This window comes from Pseudomonas spartinae (assembly GCF_965197125.1).
GTDB classification, from domain to species: domain Bacteria; phylum Pseudomonadota; class Gammaproteobacteria; order Pseudomonadales; family Pseudomonadaceae; genus Aquipseudomonas; species Aquipseudomonas composti_A.
Map to the genome: position 1 here is coordinate 333,476 of NZ_CBDAMB010000002.1, position 21,085 is coordinate 354,560.

21 protein-coding genes are annotated in these 21,085 nt (G+C 64.4%); 8 read left to right on the top strand and 13 right to left on the bottom strand.

Annotated features, from left to right (window positions below; translation table 11 throughout):
• The first annotated feature begins 1 nt into the window (after position 1).
• The 8 genes from glcF (at position 2) to ACN8M7_RS05420 (ending at position 8,958) form a co-directional block, all read left to right on the top strand.
• The gene (gene glcF / locus ACN8M7_RS05385; protein WP_490260025.1) at positions 2–1,219 is read left to right on the top strand and encodes a glycolate oxidase subunit GlcF; all 1,218 of its coding nucleotides are present in this window, start codon (positions 2–4) and stop codon (positions 1,217–1,219) included.
• Between the two features lie 75 nt (positions 1,220–1,294).
• Positions 1,295–1,693, top strand: coding sequence for a heme-binding protein (locus ACN8M7_RS05390; RefSeq protein ID WP_490260026.1), 399 nt, complete (start codon positions 1,295–1,297; stop codon positions 1,691–1,693).
• Between the two features lie 110 nt (positions 1,694–1,803).
• Entirely contained in the window at positions 1,804–3,981 is a 2,178-nt protein-coding gene (locus tag ACN8M7_RS05395) for a malate synthase G (RefSeq protein ID WP_490260027.1), read from the top strand.
• Between the two features lie 268 nt (positions 3,982–4,249).
• Positions 4,250–5,950, top strand: a complete 1,701-nt coding sequence (locus ACN8M7_RS05400) for an L-lactate permease (RefSeq protein ID WP_061237125.1) — start codon at positions 4,250–4,252, stop codon at positions 5,948–5,950.
• A gap of 113 nt (positions 5,951–6,063) precedes the next feature.
• Complete coding sequence (locus ACN8M7_RS05405) at positions 6,064–6,231, top strand: rubredoxin (protein WP_003242223.1); 168 nt, start codon at positions 6,064–6,066, stop codon at positions 6,229–6,231.
• Between the two features lie 192 nt (positions 6,232–6,423).
• A complete protein-coding gene (lafA, locus tag ACN8M7_RS05410) occupies positions 6,424–7,323 on the top strand; it encodes a lateral flagellin LafA (protein ID WP_037004255.1) in 900 nt (299 codons plus the stop codon).
• Positions 7,324–7,648: 325 nt separating this feature from the next.
• The gene (locus tag ACN8M7_RS05415; RefSeq protein ID WP_490260028.1) at positions 7,649–8,485 is read left to right on the top strand and encodes a winged helix-turn-helix domain-containing protein; all 837 of its coding nucleotides are present in this window, start codon (positions 7,649–7,651) and stop codon (positions 8,483–8,485) included.
• Positions 8,482–8,958 (top strand): hypothetical protein, encoded by a 477-nt coding sequence (locus tag ACN8M7_RS05420; RefSeq protein ID WP_490260029.1) that lies wholly within the window; start codon positions 8,482–8,484, stop codon positions 8,956–8,958. The genes ACN8M7_RS05415 and ACN8M7_RS05420 overlap by 4 nt, the downstream gene beginning before the upstream one ends.
• Before the next feature lie 10 nt (positions 8,959–8,968).
• Here ACN8M7_RS05420 and ACN8M7_RS05425 read toward each other — a convergent pair whose 3' ends face one another.
• The 13 genes from ACN8M7_RS05425 to pstA all read right to left on the bottom strand — a co-directional run bounded on the left by ACN8M7_RS05425 (position 8,969) and on the right by pstA (position 20,912).
• Complete coding sequence (locus ACN8M7_RS05425) at positions 8,969–9,910, bottom strand: flagellar motor protein MotB (protein WP_061237118.1); 942 nt, start codon at positions 9,908–9,910, stop codon at positions 8,969–8,971.
• The gene (gene motA / locus ACN8M7_RS05430) at positions 9,907–10,779 is read right to left on the bottom strand and encodes a flagellar motor stator protein MotA (protein WP_061237116.1); all 873 of its coding nucleotides are present in this window, start codon (positions 10,777–10,779) and stop codon (positions 9,907–9,909) included. Before motA ends, ACN8M7_RS05425 begins: the two co-directional genes overlap by 4 nt.
• A 1-nt stretch (position 10,780) precedes the next feature.
• Positions 10,781–11,515: a FliA/WhiG family RNA polymerase sigma factor gene (locus ACN8M7_RS05435; RefSeq protein ID WP_061237114.1), complete on the bottom strand. Its 735-nt coding sequence runs from the start codon at positions 11,513–11,515 to the stop codon at positions 10,781–10,783.
• 16 nt (positions 11,516–11,531) lie between these two features.
• Positions 11,532–12,002 carry a flagellar basal body-associated FliL family protein gene (locus tag ACN8M7_RS05440; protein ID WP_061237112.1) on the bottom strand — a complete coding sequence of 157 codons (471 nt, stop codon included), beginning with the start codon at positions 12,000–12,002 and terminating at the stop codon, positions 11,532–11,534.
• Positions 12,003–12,030: 28 nt separating this feature from the next.
• Complete coding sequence (locus ACN8M7_RS05445) at positions 12,031–13,104, bottom strand: flagellar hook-length control protein FliK (RefSeq protein ID WP_490260030.1); 1,074 nt, start codon at positions 13,102–13,104, stop codon at positions 12,031–12,033.
• A 3-nt stretch (positions 13,105–13,107) separates the two neighbouring features.
• A complete protein-coding gene (locus ACN8M7_RS05450) occupies positions 13,108–13,425 on the bottom strand; it encodes a hypothetical protein (protein WP_061237108.1) in 318 nt (105 codons plus the stop codon).
• A complete protein-coding gene (fliS, locus tag ACN8M7_RS05455) occupies positions 13,409–13,807 on the bottom strand; it encodes a flagellar export chaperone FliS (RefSeq protein ID WP_490260031.1) in 399 nt (132 codons plus the stop codon). The genes ACN8M7_RS05450 and fliS overlap by 17 nt, the downstream gene beginning before the upstream one ends.
• Positions 13,807–15,102: a flagellar filament capping protein FliD gene (gene fliD / locus ACN8M7_RS05460; RefSeq protein WP_490260032.1), complete on the bottom strand. Its 1,296-nt coding sequence runs from the start codon at positions 15,100–15,102 to the stop codon at positions 13,807–13,809. Before fliD ends, fliS begins: the two co-directional genes overlap by 1 nt.
• A gap of 300 nt (positions 15,103–15,402) precedes the next feature.
• The gene (locus ACN8M7_RS05465; protein WP_490260033.1) at positions 15,403–16,299 is read right to left on the bottom strand and encodes a peptidoglycan DD-metalloendopeptidase family protein; all 897 of its coding nucleotides are present in this window, start codon (positions 16,297–16,299) and stop codon (positions 15,403–15,405) included.
• Positions 16,300–16,460: 161 nt separating this feature from the next.
• Positions 16,461–17,369 (bottom strand): response regulator, encoded by a 909-nt coding sequence (locus tag ACN8M7_RS05470; RefSeq protein WP_490260034.1) that lies wholly within the window; start codon positions 17,367–17,369, stop codon positions 16,461–16,463.
• A 135-nt stretch (positions 17,370–17,504) separates the two neighbouring features.
• Positions 17,505–18,233 carry a phosphate signaling complex protein PhoU gene (gene phoU / locus ACN8M7_RS05475; protein ID WP_061238984.1) on the bottom strand — a complete coding sequence of 243 codons (729 nt, stop codon included), beginning with the start codon at positions 18,231–18,233 and terminating at the stop codon, positions 17,505–17,507.
• A 162-nt stretch (positions 18,234–18,395) separates the two neighbouring features.
• Positions 18,396–19,229: a phosphate ABC transporter ATP-binding protein PstB gene (pstB, locus tag ACN8M7_RS05480; protein ID WP_061238983.1), complete on the bottom strand. Its 834-nt coding sequence runs from the start codon at positions 19,227–19,229 to the stop codon at positions 18,396–18,398.
• A gap of 66 nt (positions 19,230–19,295) precedes the next feature.
• Positions 19,296–20,912, bottom strand: coding sequence for a phosphate ABC transporter permease PstA (pstA, locus tag ACN8M7_RS05485; RefSeq protein ID WP_490260295.1), 1,617 nt, complete (start codon positions 20,910–20,912; stop codon positions 19,296–19,298).
• Positions 20,913–21,085: the final 173 nt, after the last annotated feature.

Sequence of the window (21,085 nt, forward strand, 5' to 3'; positions counted from 1 at the left end):
CGTGCAGACCAATTTGAGTGAACAGGCCAAACGCCTGCCGCGCGCCGAGGAAGCCGAACGCATCCTGCGCTCCTGCGTGCACTGCGGTTTCTGCAACGCCACCTGCCCGACCTATCAGCTGCTCGGCGACGAGCTGGACGGCCCGCGCGGGCGCATCTACCTGATCAAGCAGATGCTCGAAGGCGGCGAGGTCACCGCCAAGACCCAACAGCACCTGGATCGCTGCCTGACCTGCCGCAACTGCGAGACCACCTGCCCCTCCGGCGTGCAGTACCACAACCTGCTGGACATCGGCCGCGAAGTGGTCGAGCAGGCGGTGCCGCGGCCGCTGAACGAGCGCCTGTTGCGCCAGGGCCTGCGCGCCGTGGTGCCGCGCCCGGCGCTGTTCAAGGCGCTGACCCAGACCGGCCTGGCCTTGCGCCCGCTGCTGCCGGCGGCGCTCAAGGCCAAGCTGCCGCGCGAGGTGCGCCCAGCCAAGTCGCGCCCGACCACGCAGCACACGCGCCGCGTACTGATGCTCGAAGGCTGCGTGCAACCAGGGCTGTCGCCCAACACCAACGCGGCGACCGCGCGCGTGCTGGATCGCCTCGGCATCAGCGTCACGCCGATCCGCGAAGCCGGCTGCTGCGGCGCCGTCGACTACCACCTCAACGCCCAGGAAGCCGGCCTGCAACGCGCCCGGCAGAACATCGACGCCTGGTGGCCGGCCATCGAGGCTGGCATTGAGGCCATCGTGCAGACCGCCAGCGGCTGCGGCGCCTTCGTCAAGGACTACGGCCACCTGCTCGCAAACGATTCGGCCTACGCCGCCAAGGCAGCGCGGGTCAGCACCCTGGCCAGGGATCTGGTCGAGGTGCTGCAGGGCGAAGCACTGGAAAAGCTGCAGGTGCGCGCCGAACAGCGCCTGGCCTTCCATTGCCCCTGCACTCTGCAGCACGCGCAGAAACTCGGCGGCGCGGTGGAAGGCGTGCTGACGCGCCTCGGCTTCGGCCTCACCGCCGTGCCGGATGGCCACCTGTGCTGCGGCTCGGCCGGCACCTATTCGCTGACCCAACCGGAGCTGTCACGCCAGCTGCGCGACAACAAATTGAACGCCCTGGAAAGCGGCAAGCCCGACGCCATCGTCACCGCCAACATCGGCTGCCAGACCCATCTGGACGGCGCCGGACGTACGCCGGTAAGGCACTGGATCGAGATCGTCGAAGAGGCGATGGGCTGAAAGCCTGAACCCTCTCCCCCGGCCCCTCTCCCGCAAGCGGGAGAGGGGAGAAAAGCTACGAATATGAGGTATGCCATGCACAGCAAAGCCGTACTCAGCCAGACCGAAGTCGCCCAGATCCTCCAGGCCGCCCGCAACGAAGCACAACAACAGGGCTGGGCCGTGGCCATCGCCGTGGTCGATGACGGCGGCCACCCGCTGGCGCTGGAACGCCTCGACGGCTGCGCCCCCATCGGCGCCTACATCGCCACCGAAAAGGCCCGTAGCGCCGCCATCGGCCGCCGCGAAACCAAGGGCTACGAGGACATGGTCAACGGCGGGCGCAGCGCCTTCCTCAGCGCGCCACTGATCACCTCGCTGGAAGGCGGTGTACCGATCATGGTCGAAGGCCAGGTAGTCGGCGCCGTGGGCGTGTCCGGGGTCAAGGCCGAACAGGACGCGCAGGTGGCCAAGGCAGGTATCGCAGCGCTGTAAGCAGCGCGCATCGTTTTCTCCCCTTCCGCTTGCGGGAGAGGGGACTGATTGAGGCGAGACGAAATTCATAGGCATCCCAGGCAACCGGATGCAGACAGGAGAACAGGAAAATGACCGAACGCGTGCAATGCCAGCGTCTGCAGGTAGCCGCCGAGCTCAAGCAGTTCATCGACAACGAAGTGCTGCCCGGCAGCGGTATCGAGGCTGCGGCCTTCTGGAACGGCTTGGACGCCCTGGTGCATGACCTGGCGCCGCGCAACCGCGCCCTGCTGGCCGAGCGTGACCGCCTGCAGAGCGAGCTGGATACCTGGCATCGCGCCAACCCCGGCCCGATCCGTGACATGAACGCCTACCGCAGCTTCCTCGGCTCCATCGGCTATCTGCTGCCGCAGCCGGAACAGGTCAAGGCGAGTACCGCAGGCGTCGACAGCGAGATCACCAGCCAGGCCGGTCCGCAGCTGGTGGTGCCGGTGATGAACGCGCGCTACGCGCTGAACGCCGCCAACGCCCGCTGGGGCTCGCTGTACGACGCCCTTTACGGCACTGACGCAATCAGCGAGGAAGGCGGCGCCAGCAAAGGCCCCGGCTACAACGAAGTCCGTGGCGCCAAGGTGATCGCCTTCGCCCGCGCCTTCCTCGACCAGGCCGCGCCGCTGGCCCAGGGCTCGCACGCCGACGCCAGCGCTTACACCGTGGTCGCCGGCCAGTTGCAGGTGACCCTGAACGGCGGCGCGCAAACTTCCCTGGCGCAGCCGGAAAAATTCCTCGGCCACCAGGGCGATGGCGCCACACCGAGCGCCGTGCTGCTGAAGAACAACGGCCTGCACTTCGAGATCCAGATCGACGCGGGCAGCGCCATCGGCCGCACCGACGGCGCAGGCGTGAAGGACGTGCTGATGGAAGCGGCGCTGTCGACCATCATGGACTGCGAGGACTCGGTGGCCGCCGTCGACGCAGCCGACAAGGTGGTGGTCTACCGCAACTGGCTGGGCCTGATGAAGGGTGATCTGGCCGAGGAAATGGAAAAAGGCGGCAAGCGCATCACCCGTCGCCTCAACCCGGACCGCGTCTACACCGCAGCCGATGGCAGCGAACTGACCCTGCACGGCCGCTCGCTGCTGTTCGTGCGCAACGTCGGTCACCTGATGAGCAACCCGGCGATTCTCGACGGCGAAGGCCAGGAGATCCCCGAAGGCATCCTCGATGCCGTGGTCACCAGCCTGATCGCTCTGCATGACCTGCAGCGCCGCGGCAACTCGCGCACCGGCAGCGTCTATATCGTCAAACCGAAGATGCACGGCCCGTTCGAAGTGGCCTTCGCCAACGAACTGTTCGGCCGCGTCGAGCAGTTGCTGGGCATGCCGGCCAACACCCTGAAGATGGGCATCATGGACGAGGAGCGACGTACCAGCGTCAACCTCAAGGCCTGCATCGAGGCGGCCAGCGCGCGGGTGGCCTTCATCAACACCGGCTTTCTCGACCGCACCGGCGACGAGATGCACACGGCGATGGAAGCCGGCGCCATGCTGCGCAAGGGCGACATGAAGTCCAGCGCCTGGATCCAGGCCTACGAGCGCAACAACGTGCTGGTCGGCCTGGCTTGCGGGCTGCGTGGCAAGGCGCAGATCGGCAAGGGCATGTGGGCCATGCCGGACCTGATGGCGGCCATGCTCGAACAGAAGATCGGCCATCCGAAAGCCGGCGCCAACACCGCCTGGGTGCCGTCGCCAACCGCCGCCGTGCTGCACGCCCTGCACTACCACCAGATCGACGTGCAGGCGGTGCAGAGCGAGCTGGAACTGATCGACCTGGCCAGCCAGCGCGACAGCCTGCTCGGTGACCTGCTCAGCGTGCCGGTCAGCGCCGAGCGGCCGTGGAGCGCCGAAGACATCCAGCAGGAGCTGGACAACAACTGCCAGGGCATCCTCGGTTACGTGGTGCGCTGGGTCGAACAGGGCGTGGGCTGCTCCAAGGTGCCGGATATCCACAACGTCGGCCTGATGGAAGACCGCGCCACCCTGCGCATCTCCGCCCAGCACATCGCCAACTGGCTGCACCACGGCGTGGTCAACGAGGCCCAGGTGCGCGAGACGCTGCAGCGCATGGCCCAGGTGGTCGACGGACAGAATGCCGGCGATCCGGCCTACCGGCCTATGGCACCGAACTTCGAGCAATCGCACGCCTTCCGCGCCGCCAGCGATCTGGTGTTCAAGGGCCGCGAGCAGCCGTCCGGTTACACCGAGCCGCTGCTGCACGCCTGGCGTCTGCGCTTCAAAGAGGAGGTTTGAACGACTGTGGGAGGGGCTTCAGCCGCGACAAACCCACTACAAACAGCTCGCGGCTGAAGCGGGATACCGCCCAGCCCCTCCCACTGAGCAGTACCAAGCCCTGACGGCTTCTGGCCGTCGGGGCTTTCGGGCATGAGCGCGACGCTGGAGATCCCAGCCGTCGCGGCTCACGGAAAGGTCGGTGCCGTGGCGCCCGGCCCTTCCAGATGCGTGGCGCCGGGTAAGCCCCGGAAAACTGTGGTTCACAAGAAAAAGAAGGAACCAACCCATGAGTCAAACGCTGCTGTCCATCCTGGCCTTCGTGCCGCTGGTGCTAGCGGGTGTGCTGCTGATCGGCTTTCGCTGGCCAGCCAAGTACGCGATGCCGCTGGTGTTCGTCCTCACCGCCCTGATCGGCCTGCTGGCCTGGGATATGTCCCTCAACCGGGTCATCGCCTCCAGCCTGCAGGGGCTGATTCTCACGGCCTCGATCCTGTGGATCATCTTCGGCGCGATCCTGCTGCTGAACACGCTCAAGCACTCTGGCGGTATTGCGGCGATTCGCCGGGGCTTCTCCAATATCAGCCCGGATCGCCGCGTGCAGGCGCTGATCGTCGCCTGGCTGTTCGGCTGCTTCATCGAAGGCGCCTCCGGCTTCGGTACCCCGGCCGCCGTCGCCGCACCGCTGCTGGTCGCCCTCGGCTTCCCGGCCCTGGCCGCCGTGGTGCTGGGCATGATGGTGCAATCCACGCCGGTATCCTTCGGCGCGGTGGGCACCCCGATCCTGGTGGGTGTCGGCGCCGGCCTGGACAGGACCGGCATCACCGAACAGCTGGTGGCCACCGGCAGCACCTGGGAGACCTTCTTCCATCTGATCTACTCGCGGGTGGCCATCACCCATGGCGTGATCGGCCTGCTGATGCCGCTGATCATGGTGATGATCATGACCCGCTTCTTCGGCAAGAACCGCAGTTGGAAAGAAGGCCTGGCCATCGCGCCGTTCGCCATCTTCACCGCCTTCGCCTTCTCCCTGCCGTACATGGCGGCCGGCGTGTTCCTCGGCCCGGAATTCCCCTCGATGATCGGCGCCCTGGTTGGCCTGGCCATCGTGGTACCGGCAGCCAAGGCCGGCTTCCTGCTGCCGAAAGAGACCTGGGACTTCGCCGATGCCAAGGACTGGCCGGCCGAGTGGATGGGCAAGATCGAGATGAAACTCGACGACGTGGCCGGCAAGGCGCCGATCTCGGTGCCCATGGCCTGGGCGCCGTACCTGCTGCTGGCGGTGTTCCTGGTGCTGTCGCGGATCTTCCCCGAACTCAAGGCCGCGCTGATGAGCCTGAGCTTCGGCTGGAAGGACATCCTCGGTGAGACCGGCGTATCCGGCACCATCGAGCCACTGTACCTGCCGGGGGGCATCCTGTGCATGGTGGTGCTGGTGACCTTCTTCCTCCATCGCATGCGCTTCTCCGAGCTCAAGGCGGCGGTAGGCGAATCGAGCAAGACCCTGCTCGGCGCCGGCTTCGTGCTGATCTTCACCATTCCCATGGTGCGTATCCTGATCAACTCGGGGGTCAATGGCAGCGACCTGGCTTCGATGCCGGTGGCCATGGCGCAACTGGTGGCCGACAGCGTCGGTAGCATCTATCCGTTCTTCGCCCCGGCCGTGGGCGCGCTGGGCGCGTTCATCGCTGGTTCCAACACGGTGTCCAACCTGATGCTGTCGCAGTTCCAGTTCAACGCTGCCGAGCTGCTGGGTGTATCCGGGGCGATGATGGTGGCGCTGCAATCGGTGGGGGCGGCAGCGGGCAACATGATCGCCATCCACAACGTGGTGGCGGCCTCGGCGACGGTCGGCCTGCTGGGACGCGAAGGCATCACCCTGCGCAAAACCATCCTGCCGACGCTCTACTACCTCGCTGCTGCGGGCTGTATCGCGCTGGTCAGCATGTACGTCATGGGCATCAGCGACCCACTGCTGGCCGCGGGATGACCCTACTTTGGTTGGCCTCTGGCGGGCGACGATCGTCGCCCGCCTGCTTGGCGCATCGGTGCAATTACGGTAGCGTTCGTCGCGCACTACCGTGAGATACGCCTGAGGGTTATATGAAGAAGTGGCAATGCGTGGTCTGTGGACTGATTTACGACGAGAGCCAGGGCTGGCCGGATGACGGCATCGCTCCCGGCACCCGCTGGGAAGACGTGCCGGAAGACTGGCTATGCCCCGACTGTGGCGTTGGCAAGATGGATTTCGAGATGATCGAAATCGGCTGATCACGCCTGCTTTTCAACACAACGGCGACCCCAGGGTCGCCGTTTTTCATTGGCCGACGTCCCGTGCCAGAGCGGCCACTGGCCGGACAGCGAAAAAAACCTCAGCGCCATTTAATCAGCGCCATAAGCCGGTCGCCCTTCACTTACAGCAGGCAATCACAGCCAGCTTCACTCAACTGAAGGAACATCATCATGGCTCTGTCGATTCATACCAACTATTCCTCGCTGATCACCCAGACCAACCTCGGCAAGACCAACAACGCTCTGGGCACCAACCAGCAGCGCCTGGGCACCGGCCTGCGCATCAACTCCGCCGCCGACGACGCTGCTGGCCTGCAGATCGCCACCCGCCTGAACGCTCAATCGCGCGGTATGGATGTAGCCATCCGCAACACCGGTGACTCCGTCTCCCTGCTGCAGACCGCCGAAGGCGCGCTGACCGAGATGACCGACATCGTCCAGCGCATGAAAGACCTGGCCACCCAGGCGGCCAACGCCACTGCCAGCGAAAAAGACCGCGACGCGATGCAATCCGAGTACGACCAACTGGGTCAGGAACTGGGCAACATCGTCAAGAACACCAAGTACGCTGGCGAGAACCTGTTCAGCGACGGCACCACTACCGACGGCACCGCCGGCAAGTTTGGCGCAGCCATGGACTTCCAGATCGGCGCCAGTGCCGCCGAGACCCTGACCCTGGACGTCACCACCCCGCTGGGCGACCTGGCCACCGCTCTGGACGGCCTGTCCGCTCAGTACGCTACGCCGGACAGCACCACTCCGGGCACCGAGATCGCCGGCGCCGACGGCACCGCGGCCAACGGCATGATCGACACTCTGAGCGACGCGCTGGACAGCATCGGCGAACTGCGTGCCCAGTTTGGTGCAAACATCAACCGCCTGAACCACACCGCCAACAACCTGAACAACATGAAGGACAACACCGACATGGCCAAGGGTCGCATCATGGATGCCGACTTCGCCAAGGAAAGTGCCAACATGAGCAAGAACTCCATGCTGATGCAGTCCGGCATCTCCATGCTCAAGCAAGCCGGCCAGATGCCGGGCATGGTCATGTCCCTACTGGGCTGATCCCGCGTCATCCGGGCGCAACGGACTGCGCCACCCCTCTACGCCCCGCCTCTGCGGGGCGTTTCTCATGGCCGCTCGGCCAGCGCTCCTGCTTCCGGCTCGCGATCAACCGTCACGCCGATGGCGCATGCTCGTCCAGGTTCCGGCAACCCTCTGCGGCGCGTTCCAAGCCCGACGAGTATCGACTCATGGGCGACTGCCAAGGTCGCTACAGGCTAGCCATCGCTGGCACAAGACTTGCGACTGCATTTTTCTGGCGCCAGAATGCCGACCACCTATCGCCCCGGATTTTTCCCAACGGAATGCCATTCGCCTCAAGGACCGCATGAACTCCCGCGCCGATACGCCACCCGCCGAGCCGGGAAGCAGCATCGCCTGCCTGATCATCAAGACCGGGCGCAGCGACTGCTATGCGCACTTCTACCCAGCGCTGTACCAGCTCACCCTGGTCAAAGGCGGCATCGAGGAGAAGATCGATCTCGGCTACTCCGGCAGTCGCCTGCTCGAGCGCCTGCTGCAGGAACCCGGTGAAGTGGTGTCGCGGGAAGAGCTGATGAGCCATGCCTGGGCTGATCGCGTGGTCGGCCAGGGCAGCCTGAATCAGCAGGTCTACACCTTGCGCCAGGTACTCGGCGACGAGAAGAGTCGCGAAATCATCCAGACCCTGCCGCGCCGAGGCTACCTGCTCAACCCCAATTACCTGGTCTACCCACCGAATATCGACGACATCGGCGAGGTGGCCGATCCGGCCGAGCAAAACCCGCCGCAACCGGCCTTCCTGCATCGTCATGGCACCCAGCGCGCGTCCTGGGTCATGCTGCTCTCGCTGTTCAGCGTGCTGGGCATCGGCCAGTTCCTCTTCCTCCAGCAGATCAGCAAACCGGAGGATCTGCACAGCAGCGAAATGAACCTGGGCACACTCAACGTGCAGTACATCGATCGAGACCCGCAACGGCTGCAGCAACTGATCCTGCAGACTCACGGCCTGACCAGTCGCCTGACGGCGCTGGCGCACAAACCCAGCCATCTGCTACTGAGCCTGCGCGGAGACTTCTACGAACTGCTCTGCCAGCAAGATAACGGCTCGGTGCGCTCACTGATGCTGCACGAAAGCCAGCTCGACCAGGTGGCCGACGCCCAGCTGAGCAGGTGCCTGCCATGACCTCCTGCATGCACCGAGGACTGCGCCGAGGCTGGCTGCTGAGCGTACTGGCCATGGCCATTGCGATGTTGCTGGGCATGCTCGCCCTGTGGCTGAGCTTCATGTCCAGCACCGAGCTCGATGGCCGCTACCAGTCCAGCGGCCAGGTGCAACTGAGCAACGGCCAGGTGCTGGACATCAGCCACAGCCTGCAGGTCAGCAACGGCCGCTTCTACGCCATGACCCGTCAGGGCGCGAGTATTCTGGAGACCTCGGGCGTGGTGGATTACGGCTTTCTCGGCAACTACCGCCTGCGCGTCAGGGACGGCCAGGTCACCGGACTGTCCAGCGAAACCGATGACGAGCTGGTGTTCAATCTGCTCTATGGCCGGCACAAGGGCTCGACCATTCGCCTGACCCGCTTCAACGACTGCCTCTACGCCCTGGAAACGCGCCAGATCTATTGCCCCGCTCCCGGCGCTAAGCACCTGTAACGGGCACATGTCAGGCGTCCGGCGCACTGAAACGGGCGCCATCGCTTCGATATTCCGCCCGCACCTGCGCCTCACCGAACAACTCGCGGTACAGGCCTTCGGCCTGGCTGGTCAGCAGCAGCAGCTCGATTCGCCGGTTGGCACCGTTCTCCGGGTCATCCGGCAGAAGGGGCATGCCGTCGGCCTGGGCGGCCACCTGCAGCACGTGGCCGGTCGGCAGGCCAGCCTCGACCAGCACATTGCGCGCCCGTAGCGCACGGTCACCGGAGAGGTTCCAGTTGTTGTAGCCGCCGACCACGCCGCGATAGGGCATGGAGTCAGTGTGGCCACTGATGATCAGATGGTTTTCCACCCGCCCCAGAATGCCGGCCAGACGCTGCAGCAGCTTTTCGAAATGTGGATCGAGACGGGCGCTGCCGCGGGAGAACATGAAGCGCTGCTGGTCATCCTTGATCAGGATGCGCAGACCCTGCGGTACCACCTGGACTTCGATATTGGCCTCGGCATCCAGTTGCAGCGCCAGCTCTTCCATCAGCTTGGCCAGCTCCTGCATCTGCAGCGGCTCGGCAAAGTGCGGGCGCCGCGGCTCGCCGGGCTGGCCCTCGCCCAGGGCCGCGCCAGGATCTTCCTGCGGCGTGCGTGCACGGTTCTCGGGGTCGCGACGCGGGGCGACCTGCACCGGCACGCCATCGAGGTCCAGCGGCGTGGTGCTGGTCCCGTCGAAGATGCCGGCGCCACCATCGACCAACGGGTTGTTCAGCATATCGGCATTGGCGCGGCTGGCATCCTGGGTCTGCGGCTGGATGATCCACAGCACCATGAACAACGCCATCATGGCCATGGTGAAGTCAGCGAAGGCCACCTTCCAGGCACCGCCATGCTCGTCGTGGCCACCTTTCTTGCCACGCCGCTTGATGATGATCTCGTGGCCTTCGCCGCCGCGCGGTTTCATGCAGCGTCCCTTTCATCTTCGTAACGGTTGACCCAGACCTCCAACTGCTTGAAGGCCGGTTTGACGTCCTGCTCGATCAGCTTGCGCCCGGCATCCACCGCCAGCAGCGTGGGCTTGCCGGCGACATGCGCAACCAGGGTGGTGCGCACGCATTCGAGCGCCGACATCTCGGTCTTGATGCACTGCCCCATGGCGCTCGACAGCGGCTCCATCACGCAATAGCACATGAAGATACCGAGGAAGGTGCCGACCAGCGCTGCCGCCACGTGGGCGCCGATCTCGGCTACCGAGCCGCCGATGTTGCCCATGGTGATGACGATGCCGAGGATCGCCGCAAGAATGCCGAAGCCCGGCATGGCTTCGCCGATCTTGTGCAGCGAACGCGAAGGCTGCAGCAGCACATGCTCCATGGCCTCCAGTTCCTGCTCGAGAAAGCCCTCCAGCTCGTGCGCGCTGATCTTGCCCATGGCCATCAGGCGGAAGTTGTCGGCGATGAAGGCCATCAGGTTCTTTTCCTGACGGATCAACGGGTACTTGGCGAACAGATCGCTCTGCTCCGGCTCCTCGATATGCGCGTCGAGCACCTTGAGACCGCCGACGTCGACCATCTCCAGCAGCTCATAGAGCAGCATCAGCAGTTGGCGCTGGAACTCCTCGCCGCGCTTCTTGTAGACGAACACACCCTTGATCTGATGCAGCATCTCGATCAGCACGTCCTTGGGGTTGGCCACCACCAGGGCGCCAAAGCCTGCGCCGACGATGATGATCACCTCGGCCGGCTGCCAGAGCATGGCCAGCTCGCCATGGGCCATGACGTAGCCCCCGAGCACGCAGGCGACGATGATCAATGCACCTAATAACTTCTGCACCCTAGCCTCTCTCGTTCAGGTAGCGGCTGGCCTTGGCGATCGCCTGCTTGCTCAGCTGGCAGACGCGGGCGTCGCTCAGCTCCAGCACCAGGGCGATTTCCTTGAGGCTCAGCTCGTGTTGGTAGTAAAGGGTCAGCACCAGCCGCTCACGCTCGCTGAGCTGACTCAGTGCCTGGGCCAGCAGGCGCTCCTTGAGCACGCGATCCTCGACGCCGCTGGCGCCACAGGCGAAGCCCTCATGACCGTTCTGCAGCAGCTCGTCGAGGCTCTCGATGGCCTCGCAGGCGTCGGCCTGGAGGAACTCCTGGTAGTCCTTGGCACTGATGCCGGCGGCCTGGAGAATTTCCTCTTCCTGCGGCGCGCGGCCCAACTGCCGCGCCAGCTGGCGGATGGCATCGCGAATCCTGTGGGTCTGCTGGCGCACCTGACGCGGGCGCCAGTCCTGGCGACGCAGCTCGTCGAGAATCGCGCCGCGTACGCGCAGCGCGGCGAAGCGACCGAACTGCTCGTCCGGCGTGCCGTAGCGGCGCAGGCTGTCGAGCAGGCCCATCAGGCCGATCTGCTCCATGTCCTCGCGATCGAGCACCTGGTTGGCCTGCAACGCCAGCTGGCTGACGATGCGTTTGACCAGCGGCAGGTACTGCAGCAGCCATTTCTGCTCGGCTCCGGGGGCGAACAGCGCGGCACCGCCCTGTTCGGCGGCATAGCGGTAGTCGACGGCGCAGTTGGCGTTCATGGGCAGGCCCTGCTCTCTACTGGACGATCAGCTTGCTGACCAGCACGTTGGCGAAGGGTATCGCCAGCTTCTTGCTGGCGAAGTCATCGAACAGCGCGCTTTCCAGCTTGCCCTGCAATTCGGGGATGGGCATCGCGCGCAGGCTCTCGAAGGTCATCGCGGACAGGTGGGCGACCACCGAATTGCGCACCATCGGATCGATCTGCTCGAGCTTCTTGGGATCGGTTTCGAGGTCGGCCTGCAGCACCAGGTCGAGCACGAAGTAGTGCTCGCGGCTTTCGCCCTTCAGGCTGACGATGACCTTCTCGATGGGAAAGAAGCGGTATTCGCTGGTCGCTTCCTCGGCCTCGCCACTGCCCGTGGACAGACCGAGCAGCGGCTGCCCGGACTGCATCGAGCGCAGCATCGCGTAGTTGAAGACGCTACCGCCGATCACCACCAGGGTGTTGAAGATCAGCAGCAACAGGATGATGCGCGGCATGGTCATGGTTGATTCTCGATCCACTTGCAAAGGGTTAAACGGTGACCAGCACGTCGCTGGTGGAATCCGGGTTGCCGCGCTCGCGGCCTGATGCAGCCACACTCGCGGCCTGCACCGGCTCTTCTGCGGGCCAGGCCTGACGCGGCTGGCCCTGTTGGCGGCCGCCCTGGGCATCGGCAGAGACCTGCACATTGACCTGCACGAAGTTCTGCCCGACCAGCTCCTGGCGCAGGCGCTCACTGGTCTGCTGCAGCAGGCGGGCGACATCGGCATTGGCGGCCGACAGCTGCACGCTCAGACGGCCGGATTCGTGGCTGAGGAAGATTTCCAGGCTGCCCAGCTCCGGAGGGTCGAGGCGGATGGTCGCGTTCTGGATGCGCTGATTGATCTGCAGGTCGACATGCTCACGCAGACTGGCCAGCATCTGCTCCCCCCACTGCGCCTGCGGCGCCTGTAGCTTGAGGTGGCGCTCGGCAGTCAGCGGTGCAGGCGTCGCCTGGCTGGAGGTGGCCGTCACTGGCGCGGACCGGTCGCCTTCGGCAGCCGTGCTCGGCAGTCGCTCCAGGGTGGTCGCATCGATCGTGTCGCTCGCAGCGGCTGGCAAGGCTGCCTGAAGCATGGCCTCGACGGGCATCTGCGTGGCCGGAGCAGCCAGGGTCTGAGTCGTCGGGAGCATTGCGCGCTGACCGGCCACTGACGCCACAGGCGCTGAATCAGCCAGCAGTTGCTCGCGCGGCAACAGCTGCGGCAGGCCTAGCGGTGCGACTGGCGATTGTGCGACGGCTTCGGCCTGTTCTTCTTGATGCGTGCGCTCATGCGCTGCCGTCTCCGGCGATTCGCGGGCCTCGATACGCGCCGCCTGCTGGTTCAGCACGCTGGCCAGCCACTGTTCGGCATCGGCCTCACTGAGAGTGAACGCAGCAGGAGCGCCATCTTCACCCAGCGGGGCCTGTACCTCGGCGACGCTGAACGCCTGCACGGCCAGCTGCAGATCGAAGGTCGCTGACGCGTCGGCGCTACTCCGAGCCTGGGCGAAGCCAGCCGGCAGCTCCTGCCCGGCGGCCTCGTTCAGGTTGACCTGAGCGTTGCTATTGATCGGTTGCAGCACCCTTTATCTCCCACCCTGGTACAGATCGACGCGCATGTAGGCGCTGCGCCCTTCGGCGTATTCCAGGTGCGTCAGCAACAGCCGACGCACCCGCTCGCATTCCTCGGCGCAGGCGATACGCGCCTGCCCGTGCAACTGCCGCAACTGCTCCCTGGCCTCGCGCACCTCGTCGCTGAGGCTCGGCAGCCCGGCCAGCAGCTTCAGGCAGGTGCGGATCAGCGAATCGATCTCGCCGAGTCGCGCCCAGTCGCCCTGCTGCAGGGCTTCGGCCAGCTGGCCGTGCAACTGCTGCAGCGCACGCAATTCACTTGCGCGTTGCATTCACGCCTTCCCAGCCTTCACGCAGCACGCCGAGCAGGCCGACCACTTCATCCAGCCCTTCCAGCGAGAGGCTGACGCTGACGTCGGAGAGGCGATAGATGCAGTAGTCGTAGAGCCGTGCCAGGCCCTGTACCAGCTCACCGCCGTTCTCGTAATCGAGGGCGCCATTGAGGCCGTTGAGGATGTTCAGGCACTTCTCCAGCGACTGGCCTTTCTGCTGATAGCGCTTGGCCTCGATATGGCCACGGGCACGCGCCAGCTCATCGAGCAGGCCGTCGAACAGCACCAGCACCAGCTCGTATGGCGAGGCCGAGGCGGCGCGTGCCTCGAGGTCCACGGTGCGATAGCTGTCGTAACTTTCGTTGAAGTTGTAGGCACTCATCAGAACATTCCGTAGGTCTGCTCCATCGCCGCCATGGTCTGCATGAGACTGGTGTACTGACGGAGATAGCGGCTGTAGTAGGAGTCGTACTGCTTCTGGATGGTGTCGAATTGCTGATCGACACGCCGCAGCTGACTGTTGAGGGTGTCCTTGCGGTTACTCAGCAGGCCACCGGCGCTGCTGGTGTAAACCGCCAGGTTCTTGTCCAGGGTGTCGAGCAGGTTGCCCTTGTCGGTGAACAGCTTCTCGAAGCCTTCCGGATTGGCGGCCACGGCCTTCTCGAAGCGGGCGTTGTCGATGGTCAACTTGCCGTTGCGGTCAGCGACCATGCCGAACTCGGTCAGGCTGACGCCGCCGAAGGACGTGCGCACCAGCTGGTTGAGCATGCTCTCGATAGCCCGAATGCTGGCATCACCGGCCAGGACCCCACGGGTACCACTCTCGCCGCCACTGGCGGTGAGCGTGTCGAAACTGGTCATCAGCGCGTTGAAAGCGCTGACGAAGGTTTGCGCCTTCTCCTTGGTGGCTTTCTGGTCCTGGCCAACCTCCATGGTCAGCGGTGCGTCACCGCTCTTGTGTGTCTTGTTGAAGGTCAGGCTGACGCCGTCGATGACGTTATCGAAGGTGTTGCTGGTGCTGGTCAGCTCGATGCCCGCCTCGCCGCCAAGACGCACGATGGCATCCTTGGCGACCGAGAGCTCCTGACGCGCGGCGACCGCGCCCTCGAATGCGCCGTTGCCCGCAGCGCTCAGGTTGATGGCCTGGTCGGCACCGGTCTTCTCGCTGGTCAGCACCAGGTTGACCTGGCCATTGCTGCGCACCAGCGTCGCCTTGACGCCGCTATTGCCATCGGCGCCATTGATGGCCGCGGCCAGTTCGTCGAGGGTGGCGACGGAGCCGAGGTCGATATTGAACGAGTCGCCGCCCTGGCCGATGGTCAGGCTACCGCTGCCCAGGCTGCCGTCCTGCAGGCCTTGCAAGGCCACCTGGCTCTTGCTGGCCAGCTGCTGAACGAAGAAGTCGTAACTGCCGGCCACAGCCTTGGTGCCTACGGTGGCGCTGGCATAGCCTTCCTGACTGAAGCTCGCACTGTTGACCAACATGCTGCTGCCAGCCAGCTTGAGGCCACTGGCAGCCGTCTTGAAGGTCTTCAATGCGGTGTCCAGGGTGGTCAGAGCGCCTAGCTGCGCCTTGTATGCCGCCTCGTTGCGATTGGCCTTGGCCAACTGGCCCTGAACTTCATACTGGGCCAGCTGGGTCGCCATGCTTTGAACGTAATCTGAGTCGATAGCCATAGTCGGACACCCGTTTTCCTGAGAGATAGCAATAGCGGTGCCAACAGCTGAAACCCTTGATCTAGAGGGGTTTCCGAGAACCGCCAGGTGAAAGATCCTTTCCGCTCACTGGGCAACGAACGACGAGCGGAAGACCTGCTTCCGCCCGCATCGCGCAAAAGACGGACGTGCTTCTTACCCAGGCGACACAGCAGCGCCATGGCTTAAGGGAAAGGCGGGAAAGAAGACCGCGCCGAATCGTGGGAGGGGCTTTAGCCGCGACTTGAGTAAGCGCAACTGAAGCCTTCCAAAACCTGCCGCTTATTCGCCGCCGACGGCGAAGTTAGGCAGGCTATTGACCGGCTGACGGAAGCTGAAGGGAATGGATTCGACCGCCAGGCCGACGTTGCGCTGCACCACGAAATGCAGGTGCGGGCCGGTACTGTTGCCGGTGTTGCCGGAGCGCGCCAGCAAGCTGCCAGTCTCCACGCGCTGGCCTTCGCGGACGCTGACCGAGCCTTTCATCAGGTGCAGGTAGACGCCCATGGTGCCGTCGTCATGCAGGATGCGCACGAAGTTGCCGGCCGGGTTGTTGCCGCGTCCGCTTTGCTGGTTCTCGGTTTTCACCACCACGCCGGCGCGCGCGGCGACGATCGGGGTGCCTTCGGGCATGGCGATATCCACCGCGTAGCGGCCCTTGGCGGTGAAGTGACTGTAGGTGCCGTTGGCGCCCTGGGTCTGGCGGAAGGGGCCGCCGCGCCAGGGCAGCGGATAGCGATGGATGCTCGGCTGCAGGCGTGGGTCGCCGAGGGCGTAACGCAACCTGGGCTTGTAGCGCAGTGGCTTGGAGGTGTCCTGCGCGGTGAGGGTCGCCAGACGGATATTGCTGCGCGGCGGCAACACCCAGCGAATCGGTTTTTCCGGCGCGCCGATGGCGTTCTGTACCTGTTCGAGCTTCAGCTCGATTTCCACCGGGGCATAGAGGTCGTTACGCACCAGCAGGGTTTCGCCGGCTTCGTGCTTCTTGGTTTCCAGCTTCACCTGATTGTCCAGGCGCTCGACCATGCGGTCGTTGAAGACGAACACCTGCGCACCAGGTGCGGCCTGGTCGCTATAGGTCACCACGCCGTTCTTGTCGACGTACTTGTAGATGGTCAACGCAGCGGCCTGGCCGCAAACGGCCAGCAGACTGCAGAGAATGATGAAACGCCCTAGCATAACGACTCGGATCTTATGGCTTTTTGACATCCGGGTTAGGAAGACTAGCAGCGCAGCACGGCACATGCGAGGTACCGGCCGTCAGGCTGTGAACCGGCTCACCGTCACCGGTCGGTCCACGCCAGGTTTCCTGAACGCTGGTAGAGCGCAAGGCGCCGCCATCAGGCGCCGGGGCTGAAATGCTTCTGCGCGGTGCCGCGGGCGATCAGGCGTGACAGGTAGTCGAGCTTCTGCGGGTCGCGGTCGACGAAACGGAAGGTCAGCTGCAGCCATTCGCTATCGGGTTTGGGCTCGAAGGCCGCCACCGCGTGCAGATAGCCGTTGAGTCGCGCGGTTTCCGCCGCTTCGCCCTGCTCTAGATCGAGCACCGCGCTTTCCAGCACTTGCGGTAGCGGTTCAGCGCGCCTGACCACCAGCAGCGCCTCCTTGAGGCTCAGCGCCTTGATCACGCAGGCGGTGCTGCCACTCGGTAGACGCAACTGGCCCTGACCACGACCGGCCGGCGCCTTGCTTGCGGCAGCCGGCGCCGGTGCGGCGCTGGCAGCAGGCGCGGCGGCAGGTGCCGGCGTCGGAGCGCTGGGTTTGACCACCTCGGCCTTGCCGCCGGTGAGCGCGGCCAGCGAATCGTTGGCGAAACCGCCGGAGCTGAGCATCTTCGGGGGCGCGCTGGCGACCAGCGCCTGCAGCTTGCCGGCACGGCTCAGGGCCTTCTTCACCTTGGTCACCAACTGCTCGTTGGAGAAGGGCTTGCCGATGTAGTCGGAGACGCCGGCCTGGATCGCCTGCACCACGTTTTCCTTGTCACCACGGCTGGTGACCATGATGAAGGGCGTGGTTTTCAGGCTGTCCTGCTCGCGGCACCAGGTCAGCAGTTCGAGGCCGGACATCTCAGGCATTTCCCAGTCGCAGAGAATCAAATCGACCACCTGACGGCTCAACATCTGCTGGGCCTTGCGGCCATTGATCGCTTCCTCGATCTGTACGCCGGGGAAGTGATCACGCAGCCCTTTCTTGACCAGATCACGGATAAAGGTCGCGTCATCCACCACCAGCACACTAACTTTGCTCATCGGCCACTCCTGTACGAATGGCACTAAGCATAGTCACGGCCACTGGCCTAAGGCCAACGGAAAACGTCGGACGTACAACAAATCGCGCAAACGAAACGGCCCGGGAAAGCCCGGGCCGTTGGCATACAGCAGGCGTCAGTCCCTGGACTTGCCTTCGACCTCTTCACGCATACGGGTCAGGCCGATGTGGCGAACGTCGGTGCCACGCACCAAGTAGATCACCAGTTCGGCGATGTTGCGTGCGTGATCGCCGATGCGCTCCAGCGAGCGCAGCGCCCAGATCACGTTGAGTACGCGGGAGATCGAACGCGGATCTTCCATCATGTAGGTGACCAGTTCGCGCAGCGCGGTCTTGTATTCGCGGTCGACGGTCTTGTCATGCTGGGCGACCGCCAGGGCCAGGTCGGCATCGAACCGGGCAAAGGCGTCGAGGGCGTCCTGCACCATCTTGCGCACCTGGTCACCGATGTGGCGGATTTCCACGTAGCCCTTCGGCGCCTCGCCTTCCTCGCTGAGGAGGATGGCGCGTTTGGCGATCTTGGTCGACTCGTCGCCGATGCGCTCGAGGTCGATTACCGACTTGGAGATGCTGATGATCAGGCGCAGGTCGGAGGCCGCCGGCTGGCGACGGGCGAGGATGCGCACGCATTCCTCGTCGATGTTGCGCTCCATCTGGTTGATCTGGTCATCGATCTCGCGCACCTGCTGGGCCAGGCCGGAGTCGGCCTCGATCAGCGCGGTGACGGCGTCGTTGACCTGCTTTTCCACCAGGCCGCCCATGGCCAGCAGATGGCTGCGCACTTCTTCCAGTTCGGCGTTGAACTGCTGGGAGATGTGCTGAGTAAGGTTGTCTTTGTTGATCATGTTTCGCTCCGCGAAAGCTGCCGGCTTGGTTGGCCATGGTGCGCACAACGCACCCTACACGTTGAGTTTCAGCACTAAGGCCCTTGGAAAATGCTCTCTGGCGCGAAGGGCGTGCACTGACAGTACGGCGCCCGACAAAGCCAGGGAGTATTTGCCATGGCCTTAGCCATAGCGACCGGTGATGTAGTCTTCTGTCTGCTTCTTGGCCGGGTTGGTGAACAGGGTGTCGGTGTCACCGAACTCGATCAGCTTGCCCATGTACATGAACGCGGTGTAGTCGGAAACGCGCGCCGCCTGTTGCATGTTGTGGGTGACGATGACGATGGTGTACTTGCTCTTGAGCTCGTAGATCAGCTCTTCGACCTTCAGCGTGGAGATCGGGTCGAGTGCCGAGCAGGGTTCGTCGAGCAGCAGCACTTCCGGCTGCACCGCCACGGTACGGGCGATCACCAGACGTTGCTGCTGACCACCGGACAGGCCCAGCGCCGAATCGTGCAGACGGTCCTTGACCTCGTCCCACAGCGCCGCGCTCTTGAGCGCCCATTCCACCGCCTCGTCGAGCACGCGCTTGCTGTTGATGCCCTGGATGCGCAGGCCATACACCACGTTCTCGTAGATGCTCTTGGGGAAGGGGTTGGGCTTCTGGAACACCATGCCGACGCGGCGACGCAGCTCGGCCACATCCTCGCCCTTGCGGTAGATGTCGCGGCCATCGATGTTGATCTCGCCTTCCACGCGGCAACCGTCGACCAGGTCGTTCATGCGGTTGAAGGTACGCAGCAGGGTCGACTTGCCGCAGCCGGACGGGCCGATGAAGGCGGTCACGCGCTGCTTGGGAATCTCCATCTTGACGTCGAACAGCGCCTGTTTCTGGCCGTAGTACAGGTTCAGACCCGGCACTTCGATGGCCGTGGTCTCGTTGGCCAGGCTCAGGCTCTGCTTGTCGCGACCGAGGGCGGCCAGATCGATACCGTGGGTATGGGCTTCGTGTTGCATAAACTCACTCCGTTCGTAGCTACAAGCTGCAAGCTGCGCACCGGCGGTGCGCGACTCGTAGCTGCGTTAGTGATCCAGCGCCTTGTACTTCTCGCGCAGGTGGTTACGGATATAGACCGCGGTCAGGTTGAGCAGGGCGATGACGATCACCAGCAGCAGCGCAGTGGCATAGACCAGCGGGCGTGCGGCCTCGACGTTGGGGCTCTGGAAGCCGACGTCGTAGATGTGGAAGCCCAGGTGCATGATCTTCTGATCCAGGTGCAGGTAAGGGTAGTTGCCGTTGAGCGGCAGGGTCGGTGCCAGTTTCACCACACCCACCAGCATCAGCGGTGCCACCTCGCCAGCGGCACGTGCCACGGCGAGAATCAGACCGGTCATCATCGCCGGGCTGGCCATCGGAATCACCACCTTCCACAGCGTCTCGGCCTTGGTCGCGCCAAGCGCCAGCGAACCTTCACGTACTGCACGCGGAATACGCGCCAGGCCTTCCTCGGTGGCGACGATGACCACCGGCAGGGTGAGGATCGCCAGGGTCAGCGAGGCCCACATCAGGCCCGGTGTACCGAAGGTCGGCGCAGGTGCTGACTCGGGGAAGAACAGGCGGTCGATCGAGCCGCCCAGCACGTAGACGAAGAAGCCCAGGCCGAATACGCCGTAGACGATCGACGGCACGCCGGCCAGGTTGTTCACCGCGATGCGAATGACCCGGGTCAGTGCACCCTGGTGCGCGTATTCACGCAGGTATACCGCAGCGATCACGCCGAATGGGGTGACGATCACCGCCATCAGCATGACCATCAGCACGGTGCCGAAGATTGCCGGGAAGATGCCACCTTCAGTGTTGGCTTCACGCGGCTCGTCGCTGACGAACTCCCACAGCTTCATGCCGTAGAAGCCGAGCTTGTCGACGATGCCCATGGCGTTCGGACGATAGGCACGAACGATCTTGCCCAGGGCGATCTCGGTCTGGCGACCGTCACTGGCCGTCAGGGTCACGCTGTCACGATTGATCTGCTGGGTCAGCGCCACCATGCGCTCTTCGAGCACCTTGTACTCTTCGTTCAACGCATCGCGGCGGGCATCCATGCTGGCCTGCGCGGCAGCGTCCAGCTTGCCCTGCAGCTGCAGCTTGCGACCCTCGAGACGAATACGTTCGAGGCCGTGGTTGATGCGACCGATGTCACGCTTCTCCAGACGTACCAGTTGCGCATGCAGGCCGTCGACGCGGTCCAGGCGCTCCTGCAACGCCGGCCAGGCGGCGTCGCCCTCGGCCACGACCTGGCCACTTTCCTTGACGTTGACCAGGTTGCCGTAGAAGTTGCCCCATTCGCGGCGCTCCAGCACGGTGACGTTGGCCGGCGTGCGCGTGTTGCTCAGCCACTCGCCCACCACCCAGGTGAAGTCGGCTCCGAACAGCTCGCGGTTACCCACTTTGAGCAGCTCACGGGTCATGAACTCCCCGCCTGCCTCGGCGACCGGCAAGCCGGCCGCGGCCAGACGAGCGCGCGGCACTTCCTCGGCCTGGACCACCTCACCCAGGATCACACGGGCTTCCTGCCCCGGCACCTGATAGTCGGCCTCGATGATATCCGCCGGCCAGAAGTGCCCCAGACCGCGCGTGGCGATCACCGCCAGCAGGCCGAGGGTCATGATGATGGCGATGGCTACAGCCCCGCCGCTCATCCAAACGCCCGGAGCGCCGCTCTTGTACCAGGATTTCAGGTTGTTCTGTTTCACGGCATCACACCTTGAATGAAATCGTTCTTTACCTCCCCTCTCCCGCTTGCGGCAGAGGGGTCGGGGGCGAGGGCTGGTGATGTCACGCCACCCTCTCCCGCCCTGCGGGCACCCTCTCC

Bases quoted from the DNA above. Each gene is read 5' to 3' on its own strand.
- ACN8M7_RS05405 (WP_003242223.1), top strand. From the start codon at position 6,064: ATGAAGAAGTGGCAATGCGTGGTCTGTGGACTGATTTACGACGAGAGC.
- ACN8M7_RS05435 (WP_061237114.1), bottom strand. From the start codon at position 11,515: ATGAACGCCAACTGCGCCGTCGACTACCGCTATGCCGCCGAACAGGGC.
- ACN8M7_RS05440 (WP_061237112.1), bottom strand. From the start codon at position 12,002: ATGACCATGCCGCGCATCATCCTGTTGCTGCTGATCTTCAACACCCTG.
- ACN8M7_RS05395 (WP_490260027.1), top strand. From the start codon at position 1,804: ATGACCGAACGCGTGCAATGCCAGCGTCTGCAGGTAGCCGCCGAGCTC.
- ACN8M7_RS05400 (WP_061237125.1), top strand. From the start codon at position 4,250: ATGAGTCAAACGCTGCTGTCCATCCTGGCCTTCGTGCCGCTGGTGCTA.
- ACN8M7_RS05425 (WP_061237118.1), bottom strand. From the start codon at position 9,910: ATGAAACCGCGCGGCGGCGAAGGCCACGAGATCATCATCAAGCGGCGT.
- ACN8M7_RS05420 (WP_490260029.1), top strand. From the start codon at position 8,482: ATGACCTCCTGCATGCACCGAGGACTGCGCCGAGGCTGGCTGCTGAGC.
- pstA (WP_490260295.1), bottom strand. From the start codon at position 20,912: ATGAGCGGCGGGGCTGTAGCCATCGCCATCATCATGACCCTCGGCCTG.
- ACN8M7_RS05450 (WP_061237108.1), bottom strand. From the start codon at position 13,425: ATGCAACGCGCAAGTGAATTGCGTGCGCTGCAGCAGTTGCACGGCCAG.
- ACN8M7_RS05390 (WP_490260026.1), top strand. From the start codon at position 1,295: ATGCACAGCAAAGCCGTACTCAGCCAGACCGAAGTCGCCCAGATCCTC.
- phoU (WP_061238984.1), bottom strand. From the start codon at position 18,233: ATGATCAACAAAGACAACCTTACTCAGCACATCTCCCAGCAGTTCAAC.
- ACN8M7_RS05465 (WP_490260033.1), bottom strand. From the start codon at position 16,299: ATGCTAGGGCGTTTCATCATTCTCTGCAGTCTGCTGGCCGTTTGCGGC.
- ACN8M7_RS05470 (WP_490260034.1), bottom strand. From the start codon at position 17,369: ATGAGCAAAGTTAGTGTGCTGGTGGTGGATGACGCGACCTTTATCCGT.
- fliS (WP_490260031.1), bottom strand. From the start codon at position 13,807: ATGAGTGCCTACAACTTCAACGAAAGTTACGACAGCTATCGCACCGTG.
- fliD (WP_490260032.1), bottom strand. From the start codon at position 15,102: ATGGCTATCGACTCAGATTACGTTCAAAGCATGGCGACCCAGCTGGCC.
- lafA (WP_037004255.1), top strand. From the start codon at position 6,424: ATGGCTCTGTCGATTCATACCAACTATTCCTCGCTGATCACCCAGACC.
- ACN8M7_RS05415 (WP_490260028.1), top strand. From the start codon at position 7,649: ATGAACTCCCGCGCCGATACGCCACCCGCCGAGCCGGGAAGCAGCATC.
- pstB (WP_061238983.1), bottom strand. From the start codon at position 19,229: ATGCAACACGAAGCCCATACCCACGGTATCGATCTGGCCGCCCTCGGT.